The sequence below is a fragment of the Commensalibacter melissae genome, assembly GCF_003691365.1.
In the GTDB taxonomy this organism is placed as follows: domain Bacteria; phylum Pseudomonadota; class Alphaproteobacteria; order Acetobacterales; family Acetobacteraceae; genus Commensalibacter; species Commensalibacter melissae.
Genome location: NZ_CP033088.1, coordinates 1 through 10660, shown reverse-complemented (window position 1 = coordinate 10660; position 10660 = coordinate 1). Strand labels below are relative to the sequence as shown.

General features: G+C 31.3%; 8 protein-coding genes. 4 read left to right on the top strand and 4 right to left on the bottom strand.

From position 1 onward, the window contains the following. Nucleotides 1-719: 719 nt before the first annotated feature. From D9V35_RS09195 to D9V35_RS09180, 4 genes are all read left to right on the top strand, one after another. On the top strand, nt 720-1031 hold the full coding sequence (locus tag D9V35_RS09195; protein ID WP_122124322.1) for a helix-turn-helix domain-containing protein: 312 nt from the start codon (nt 720-722) through the stop codon (nt 1029-1031). Between the two features lie 144 nt (nt 1032-1175). Beyond that, complete coding sequence (locus D9V35_RS09190) at nt 1176-1319, top strand: replication initiator protein A (protein WP_122124323.1); 144 nt, start codon at nt 1176-1178, stop codon at nt 1317-1319. Between the two features lie 345 nt (nt 1320-1664). Further along, on the top strand, nt 1665-6185 hold the full coding sequence (locus D9V35_RS09185; protein WP_122124321.1) for a Hint domain-containing protein: 4521 nt from the start codon (nt 1665-1667) through the stop codon (nt 6183-6185). 621 nt (nt 6186-6806) lie between these two features. Further along, nucleotides 6807-7370: a recombinase family protein gene (locus tag D9V35_RS09180; protein ID WP_122124320.1), complete on the top strand. Its 564-nt coding sequence runs from the start codon at nt 6807-6809 to the stop codon at nt 7368-7370. 11 nt (nt 7371-7381) lie between these two features. On the opposite strand, the gene D9V35_RS09175 is transcribed toward D9V35_RS09180, so the two are convergent. The 4 genes from D9V35_RS09175 to D9V35_RS09560 form a co-directional block, all read right to left on the bottom strand. Beyond that, nucleotides 7382-7636, bottom strand: a complete 255-nt coding sequence (locus tag D9V35_RS09175; RefSeq protein ID WP_110439617.1) for a hypothetical protein — start codon at nt 7634-7636, stop codon at nt 7382-7384. Between the two features lie 2 nt (nt 7637-7638). Continuing rightward, the gene (locus D9V35_RS09170; RefSeq protein WP_122124319.1) at nt 7639-8289 is read right to left on the bottom strand and encodes a ParA family protein; all 651 of its coding nucleotides are present in this window, start codon (nt 8287-8289) and stop codon (nt 7639-7641) included. Nucleotides 8290-8417: 128 nt separating this feature from the next. Further along, nucleotides 8418-9620: a plasmid replication protein RepC gene (gene repC, locus D9V35_RS09165; protein ID WP_122124318.1), complete on the bottom strand. Its 1203-nt coding sequence runs from the start codon at nt 9618-9620 to the stop codon at nt 8418-8420. Nucleotides 9621-10160: 540 nt separating this feature from the next. Beyond that, complete coding sequence (locus tag D9V35_RS09560) at nt 10161-10511, bottom strand: type IV secretory system conjugative DNA transfer family protein (protein WP_408869345.1); 351 nt, start codon at nt 10509-10511, stop codon at nt 10161-10163. Nucleotides 10512-10660: the final 149 nt, after the last annotated feature.

Below are 10660 nucleotides of genomic sequence, written 5' to 3'. Positions count from 1 at the left end.
ACCTTCAAAATCACATATAATCAAAGAAGTTAATTTTCCATTTTTTCTCACCAAATAAAATTAAAGATCATTGTTAATCTTTTTTGTCAGAATTTTGTCAGAGAATTTCAGAATTTTGTCAGAACTTGTCAGAGATTAGTAAATTTCGTTCGTTTCACTCACCAGCATAGGACAAAAAGCCCATGATTAATCCTTAATCTAGGGCTTTTTAAGGACATACACCATACGCAAGCATAGCTTTGCATAAGTATTTGATATATATAAGATTTTTATTTATAACTTGGATAATTATGTCGGACAGGTGTCGGACAAAATATAATATATTGTTGATATATAAGTATTTTTTCGTCATACTTTCGTCGTACATTTTGATAACGAAACTAAAGGTTTTTTATGTATATTATATTTGTTAAATAATTATGAAATTATTTTATCCACAGGTGCACCTAAATGCACGATAATAAAAAAGGACAACTGCTACAAACAATTGCCCTTTACAACCATTATTTTTATTATTTTTAATGCCTAAATCACTCATAGAGTGATTACGTGTTTCAATGGAAAAAACGTCAGATTTTGGTATACGTTAAAAATATCTTGGATTTATTACATATCAAAATATTATTGTAATAATCAATAAAAAGAATTAAATAATATCGTTTACAAAACAAAATTATATTGATAAAAAAAATATTTTATTCTTGAATTATTAATATAAAATGAAAAAAAGCGACGAACCAACAAATTCACAAATTATATATGGTTACAACTTTAGAATAGAAAGATTAAATTTAGGTTGGAGCCAAGAAAAAGCGGCAAATTATTCAAAAACATCAAAATCATTTATATCTCTTTTAGAACGTGCAAAAACTGGCATTAGTTTAAGAAAAGCAGAGGAACTTTCTCTAGTTTTATTTAATAAAGAATTAATTGACATGCTTAGGAAAAAACCAAGATCATACAAACGTGCACAAACAGAATTTCCTGTTGGACGTGTTGATCCCAAAAAAAAGAAAAAACTTATTGAATAGTATAAATATTAGCGCACTTTTTAAAATGTGCTAACTGCTTTAATCAAAACATTTCTAACTGATTATCTAAGCCTTCATCAGCAATATGTTGTTTTAATGTTTCGATTTTATTGTAATGTTTCTATATGTCCATAGCTTTTAACCATTAGCCACGACTATTTTAAATTACGAAAACCTTTTGATCATCGTATATATGAATTAGCTCGAAAACATTGTGAAAACAAAAAAATTGAAAAATATAACTTAAATCATTTTATAAAAAACAAGGACAACAGATGTAATTCGTAATTTTAAAATAAGTATTAAATATTACTTTTTTAATAAAAAAATTCTATATTAAAATATAGAATAAAATATATATGATTATACCATAATAGTTTTAAATAAATAAATTTATAATTAACAATTATATTTTATATTCAATTATTTTTTTCTTAAAAGAAGATTTCTTATAGTCATTAAAATTTTAATCTTTTATAAAATTTTTTTGTAAACATTTTGGAATTGTAATTTTTTATATAAATATTATTATGTAATGTTTCTATAAATTAATTATTAATTTATTAAAATTATAATTTTAACGTTAAAATAACTATATAAAAACTTAATAAATTTTAAGGAAAAAAAATTAAGATGGCATCTTTTTCAAATAATGTAGATTTTAGAAATATTGTAATCAAAAATGATTATCCAATTATTTCCGGTGGTGTTTGGAATGCTGTATTAGATACATTTACAGGTGAAACTATTTATACCAGTAATCATACTGTTGTACATGGTCCTGTTAATATGATCCATGGAGTTTTAAACATTAAAAGCGGCGCTACTGTTAGCGGTATCTATCAGCTTGCTAATATGTCCGGTTTTGGTGGGGATGCAAACCCAACCATCAATATCGAAAATGGTGGAAAACTTGAAAATTCTCACGTTTTCAACGGTTCTGTAAATATTCAAAATGGTGGCGTATCAGAAAACAACGAATATGTATCAGAAGTTGTAAATATCAAGAATGGTGGAACATCTGATAGTGACAGTTTCTTTGATCCTGGTGATACAGCAGAAAGTGGCGGTACATTAATCAACCGTTATTTAGCAGGTGGAAGCAGCTCTTTTCGTACCGCGGATTCCACTGCTGGTTTAAATGTTGAAAATGGTGGGAAAATATTAAATCAAAAGAACCCAACCATTCCTAATACCCCCAATATTCCAGATAATAATTGTGATACAAACTATTATATACCAATAAACCTTTTGCCTGGTCAAAGTCATAATTTACCTTCTGGATATGTCGTAAGTGATTACAGAAGATATATGATCAAAAATGATTATCCAATTATTTCCGGTGGTGTTTGGAATGCTGTATTAACTTCTTCAGGTGAAACTATTTATACCAGTAATTATACTAGTGTACATGGTCCTGTTAATATGATCCATGGAGTTTTAAACATTAAAAGCGGCGCTACTGTTAGCGGTATCTATCAGCTTGCTAATATGTCCGGTTTTGGTGGGGATGCAAACCCAACCATCAATATCGAAAATGGTGGAAAACTTGAAAATTCCCACATTTTCAACGGTTTTGTAAATATTCAAAATGGTGGTGTATCAGAAAACAACGAATATGTATCAGAAGTTGTAAATATCAAGAATGGTGGAACATCTGATAATGACAGTTTCTTTGATCCTGGTGATACAGCAGAACGTGGCGGTACATTAATCAACCGTTATTTAGCAGGTGGAAGCAGCTCTTTTCGTACCGCGGATTCCACTGCCAATGTTAATCTTGACAATGGTGGCAAAATCCACAATCCCCATATGGCCAATACAGGAAATAATAATAGTTTTCATGTAATGATACCTGTGGGAGACGAATGTAATGGAAATAATTGTTCACGAACAGTTTCAGCAGGCGAAACAGTATCAAACCTAACAGTTTTACCCTCTTGCTCCTTATCAGTGTACGGTAAAGCAAATAATACTATAATTAATGGTGGCTCTTTATATACTTATTCAGGATCAGTTGTAACAGGAGTAACTGATAATAATGCTGGAAATATATATGCTTCTGGTGGAACAATTTCAGATGTAACTGTAAATAGCGCAGGAAATATAGGTGTAGCTGGCGGAACACTTTCAAATGTAACGATAAATAGTGCTGGACATTTAAATGCATCTGGCGGAACACTTTCAGATGTAACTGTAAATAATACCGGGTCTGCTTATTTTACTAATGCCGGTACAAACGTAACAAACCTAAAATTAAATAGTGCCTCAGCAACTCTTGACAATTCAGCTACTGCAATAGGATCAATAATTAGCTCTGGTGGTAAGGAATACATTTCAACAGGTTCTATTGATTCCGCAGCCAAAATTTCATATGGCGGTCAACAATTCATTTCCGGAAGATATAGTACATTTGCTTTTGCTAGAGATACAACCATTTACGCAGGGGCCACCCAAACCGTTTATGACTGGGGTAGAACAGAAAATGTAATTCTGTCAGGTGGAACACTTAATGTCAGTGCCGGTGGTGGTATCAATAATAACGTAAATTTCATCTCTGGTGGAACAGTCAATGTTTATTCCGGTGCAGGCGTTTCCACTACAATAAATAATGGTGGTAAAGAATACGTTTATAATGGTGGTTGGACAAATAACACAATTGTCCGTAACGGCTTCCAATATGTAATGAGTGGAGGTATTGTTAGTACTACTACAGTAGATGATAATGGAATTGTAACAGTTAATTCCGATGGCACAGCAGAAGATATTACCGTTAATGATGGCGGTGAAATCAGGATCTCCGGTGGAACTGTGGATACCGCTTTAATCAACAATAATGGTATTGTTGATGTTAATGGAGGTGGTATTATCAATAATACCACTATTGAATATGGGGGTATCTTAAATATTGATGACGGTTTTGTCGGATATACTCATATAAAAGCTGGAGGTGCCTTATTAATAACAGAAAAAGATGTACAAAACATAACAGATACAATTAATTTAGATAAAGGTTCTTTCTTTAACCATCGGAAAGTTCTTAAAGATACTGTTATTAATAATCTTACAAAAGAAAGTTTGACTACTTTATTTAACGATCCGACTTTATTTGCACCTGTAGATTCAACTGCTGGTATAAATACAAATACTGATAAAAATATTACCTCTCCTGTTAATACAAATACGGATCAAAATAAAACAGTTATTCATGGATTGGGTGAATTAGAAGATCTTTTAAATAATCCAGAATATTTCGAACAAGAACCAAATCCTTTCTTAAGAACTATTGAACAACCGGCTTCTCAAACTGATAATCTTCCTGAAGTCGATGATCAAAATAATAAAATATTTGAATGGGGTGATTTAGTAAATGATGGTGAAGATACAAAAGCCATAGATGCAAGAACTTATACAACAATTATTAAAGATCAGGAAAAACACTTTGATTCGTTTATACCTAATGGCAAAACCGAACGCATTTATAATATTGGCTTCTTGGCAAATGATCCTGCTTCTCCCATTTTAGCTGCTACACAATATGCTGGTGATATTTTAGTTTATGGTACAGGCGCTGTTCAAAACACTGATCCTGATGGACATTACACGAATAAAATATATGTTGCTCAAAACGCACTCTTAAAGGCTGATACAAATGCAATAATTGATAATATCACAGTTTATCAAACTGCTACATTAGAAGCAACCGATGGTCAAATTGGTAATTTAACTGTTGACGGTGGAACAGCAACTTTTTCTCAAGATGCAAAATTGACCGGAACGTTAACTTTAGCAAATGGTGGACGTACCACCATTGAAACTGAAACCGGCGGTATTATTGATCTGCAAGGAACAGAAAACAACGGTCTAATTATTTCTGGAAAAGCTGCTGCAAATGGCATAAACGTTGAATCAACTATCGATAATTTTGATGGTCATGATAAAATTACTTTAGAAGATGTTAAACGTAGTGATGTTGCAGGTGTTGAATTTACAGATGACGACCATGTAAGAATTACTTTAAAAGATGGTTCATCCATTACATTACATATTATCGGTATCAAAAACACTGGTTATATTCTAGGTGAAAATCCTGATGGTAGCCTTACTTTTGCGGCCTGTTTCTTGGCTGGCACTTTGATATCCACGTTTAATTCGACAATGGCCGTTGAAGCCATTAAAGTCGGAGATATAGTCAAGACATTTGACTGGAAGACAAACCAGACAACTAATGCCACTGTTATTTGGGTTGGTCAGAAACATACCAATGTAAAAACATATTTGTCAGATGATCTTGCTGGTTATCCTGTACGTATTTTAAAAAATGCGATTTCTGAAAATGTTCCAAATGAAGATCTGCTTGTAACTCCAGAACATTGCCTATTTTTTGATGGCAACTTTGTTCCTGCCCGTATGTTGGTAAACGGACGCTCAATCTATTATGATTATTCCATTACCTCTTATGATTATTATCATATTGAAACAGAACAACATTCTGTCATTTGGGCTAATGGAATGCTAACTGAAAGTTATCTGGATACAGGAAATAGAAATACGTTTAAGAACGATCAAAAAGTTGTTTCCTTGTTCAATAATATCAAAACTTGGGATAATGATGCGGCAGCGCCATTGAATGTTCATCGTGAATTCGTAGAACCTATTTACAATCAAATTAATAAACGTGCTCTAGATATTAATTTTGAATTACAAACAGAACATTTTGCTCTTACATCAGATCCAAATCTGTATTTGACAACAGAATTGGGAACAATTATTCAGCCACACGCATGTAATAATGGAAAATATATATTTAATATTCCAGAAGGTATAGACAAGGTTGATCTTATTTCAAGAACTGGTCGTCCATGTGAAACTGTTGGTTCATTTATTGATGATCGTCGTGAACTCGGTGTATTAGTTGGAAACGTATTTGTCATCAACAAAAATGATATTCACGAAATAACTGATCACTTATCGAACCCTGATTTAACCGGCTGGGATGTTATTGAACAATCTCCTTGTCGTTGGACAAAAGGAAAGGCCACTTTAAATATTCATGCTACCCAATCAGGAAAAAGCGTCTTGATAGTTAATATATTAGCTGCGGGTCCTTATCTTCTTGATGAGAAAAAAGAACTTTATAAAAAAGTTGGATAATTAATTAAAAATAATATTTGCCCATATAGGCAAATATTACCACATTAATTTTTATAATAATTTAATTGGCATCTAGAAAAAGGATTATACCTTTTTAGATGCTAATTTTTTGCCCTTAATTATCAATCTAGGACAAATTAAATCTACTATGTTTAATACCATCATAAATATGCTCAACAATTATGAGATCATTTAATTATATTCTCAAAAATCATGGAAAATCATACTTGGTTTAACAGCATTAAAAGAAAACACCATGATGCATTTTTATACGGAGCATATGAGTTCTAAAACTAAACATCACCAGATGCCTATACATTAAATTAAAAGCTAATAGATGATTTCTATTGTTGAGCATGAAATGCGAATAAGTTTATCCAGTACTGGAACACACATCTTGCCAGCCTGTTATAGTATTTTTTTGTCCTTTTTTATATTCTTTATTTGATAGAATAATTTTTTATAATAAAATACAAAAAAGGACAAAAACAGATATAAAAATCTAAAAACGGATAAAATTAAATGACCATTTAATTAAAAAATTTTACTTTGTTTATAAACATTGATTTTCATAAGTTGTTTTACATTATTCATAATATATGAGTTTTTGAAAAAATTATTATGGTTAACATTGGATACGCCAGGGTATCAACAATAGAACAAGATACTATTTTACAAATAAAAGCATTAAAAGAATTTGGTTGTGATATTATCTATGAAGATAAAATATCTGGAACTAAAATAGATCGTCCAGAATTATCAAAAGCTCTTTCTTATTTAAGAGAAGGAGATACATTAATAGTATGGAAATTAGATCGGTTGGGACGATCAATAAAACATTTAATAGAGATTGTTAATAATTTAGAAAATCGTAAAATTAGTTTTAAATCCCTTACAGAAAATATTGATACAACAACTTCAAGTGGTAAATTTATATTTCATTTATTTGGAGCTTTAGCTCAATTTGAAAAAGATTTAATTCAAGAACGAACAAGAGCTGGTTTAAAAGCGGCAAGAGATCAAGGAAGAATTGGTGGAAGACCTGTTGTAATGACAGATGAAAAACTTAAAAAAGCCAAAGAACATCTTAAAAATGGATTAAATGTCAGAGAGGCTGCCGCTCGTATTAAAGTTAGTGCAACAACCTTGTACAAAGTACTTAATATCAAGAAATCTTATATGTAAAACAATAAAAACTAATTTTGTTTTTGTTTAACATAATGATCAAAAGCTAATACCAATAATTCATTGAGCTTTAAATCATGAGATGCTGCAAATACACGAAAACGCTTTCTAAAATCTGAAGATACTCTAAAATTTAGAGGCATATCATTTTTATCTTTATTTTGAATTAACTGATTTCCATTAGGAATAGACACATCTTTAGTGGATATACTATTTTTTTTAGTTGAGATTAAACCATCCAAATTTAGTTTATTTTTATTAGACATAACTATAAAATTTCTTTCTTTTTATTTTTCTTTTTAGTTTTTATACGTGCAAGCACGAAAGATAACAATTTGTATATTTCTTGTGAACTTTTTCCGTTTTTATTTGTTTCCATTACGGTTTTACCATCAATCATTGATGATGCGTAATCAATGCGATCATGTATAATAATAGGAGAAACCGTTCCATATTCAGATAATGCTGCAATTGTTTGAATTGTCAGGTGTGTATTATATTTTGCTTGAGTGATAACAAAGATAAATGGACATTTTACTTTTTGAATAATATCTATGGTACTACCTATGGCTCTTAAATCATGTGGACTTGGTCTTGTTGGAACAATTACTAAATCGGCAAGTTTAATAGTTTCATAAATTGCATTGGTAATAGCAGGTGGCGTATCTATTAATAATAATTTTACGCCAGCTTTTTTTAATGCTTCAATTTTTTCAGGTAATTTTTTTAAATCCGATGAAGTTAATGCAGGCATATTATTTTCACGAACATTCCACCAAGATAATAGAGATGATTGTGGATCCATATCTATTAAAACTGTAGGAGAAATATTATTCAATTCTGCTGCAACTGCCAAATGAGCTGTTAAAGTAGTTTTTGAAGATCCTCCTTTTTGACTAGCAATAACTATGACTTTCATTGTTTTACTATTACCTGAATAAAATTAATATTTTTTATATTAGCATATAACAATAATAGTAAAAAGCACGCAAAATACTTTTTTGCTTTTAAAAAAAATTATAAAGATATATTTATATAAAAATAAAATTATTTTGTTATTAGTCCATACAACGTTTTGTCCAGGTGCAATTCATTTTTCTTGTGAATTTTAATAAAACTTCTGAATAATCCGCCCGCAGATTTTACCAGTCCCTTATCATGGCGAGCGTTTACAATAGCCAGAGCGGTTATGGCCTGTTTTATTCCGAAACAGTCACATGCCTCTTTCCATGCCGATTGATGGATACCCAGTGAATGTAGGACACAAGGTGCAACATTTTCCAAATCTGACCATGTTGCCCTGTCAGATATCCAGTCTCGAAAAAGGGGTGCTATTTTTAGGATCAATGCTGGTGAGATGATGAAACCGTTCATGACATCTTGATCGGGGATCATTTTATCCACAGTTTGACCACTATTGGCTTCCTGGGCAATTACATTATTATATATTTTATGTTTGTTTGTATTTGTATATAGGGTGACATTTTTGTCATCCCCGGGTGACATATCAACATTGTTCTCCCTTATTTCATCATTCACGGCAGCCTCGGTTTTTTCAAACATCTTCTGCAATGAACACTCAATCCGCATCAGGGTTTTGATATCCTGCGAACAACGCTTGAGCTGACTGGAGAATGATGCGATTTCCTCCATTATGGAGGCCTTGTCATCATGTCCCGCATAATCCAGTAAATTAAGGATTTTTCTTTTCCAGCCATGACATGCGAATTTTAGGGCATCTCTCTGTTTCCTGTAACTTTCCGCATCCCGAATGATGGCTTCAAACTCCTCTCTTCTCTCTGCAAGCGGGGACAGGTTGAAACCGCACCCCGCAATAACGGCCTGATCGGGATCATTGTTTTTTCTTTTTCCCCATCTCTTGCTTGTTCCAACCTCACACATCGTTATCAGGCCTGCGTCGATTGCTTTCTTGCGTATCCTTTGCAATTTTCTCAAGTCATATCCCAATATGTCACACAGGGCCTGATTTGAAAGCCATACCAGGGGAAAACCGTTTTCCTCCCAATCTACGGGCCTTGTCCATTTGATCAGCAATTCTATAAAACGGAAAACGGAATCACTGATATTCAGTTCGGGGCTGACTTTTTTAAATACTGTCAGTATCTCGCTGCATGTGGTCGCCTTGAATTGTCCCGTCAATTTTTTAGACCAGAAAAATTCGCTTTTCGTAATTGTTCTGCGTCCAGTGAATTGTGTGTTTTTTTTGGAAATATGACAGTCAGTAATCATTTTTTAATCATTTCAAATATTAAGATATCGTGAAAAATGAAAACTGCCCAACACAAAAGAATTAACAATTTTTCTCTTGCTTTTGTCGTTTATATAACTTATATATAGGTTATGTTGTTAAGTCCTATACATAATTAATTCTTGTGGTTGGGCAATTTTAAAAACCTCGCTTTAAAAAGCGGGGTTTTTTTATGTCGCAAAAGGTGAATTCATTCGGTATTACTCCTTTCTTTTAAAAATTCATAAGCCTTAAAATACCCACAATGTATTATAAATTTGATGTCATTGTAAATAAAAAAATATTTATTCCATGATTACAGATTATTTTTTGTATATTAAAAATACTAATCTTTAAAACAAAATTTTATATAAATATATAAAATTGTTTTGCGTGCTTTTTGTTATTTTAACTTTTATGCATATTAACATTAAAGTTAAAACGAAAAATAAAAAGAAAGAAATTTTTATAATTCTATTTACAAATACCATTAAAAAACAAATAGTAATGAAAAGCTAAAAGGATTTAGACAATTCATTAAATCAATCGTAACAACAAATGTAATTTATAATTTTAAAAGTGGATTTGTTAAATGGAAAACTTTTTAAGATTTTAATAATAATAAAGATATGGATAGTTATTTTATATTTTCTGTAACCATCTCTTGCATCGGCTAGAGCCTTTAAACGTCCAAGAAAATTAACTTCGTCCAACATATAAAGAACTCTGCCTTTTATATTTCCATTTACTTGATATACAACACTCAGAAGAGAACCTATAATAAGATGACCCAAAGCTGGAGTGCTTTTTAATAAATGTTCAGATGTTTGAATACAAATAGTTAAATTTTCATTGCGTAATTCTTTAGGATTAAAATCACCATAAGAAACTATATCAGCATACGCTTTAATACTTCACCATTTTGTTTCAGATACAGCATGTGAATAAATATCTGAAAATGTTTCAGAATAAACACCCATGAGTGAACCTGCTAATTGACGAGATTTTGTCTTCTATCTATTAATTCTTCTGCTGTAGCATC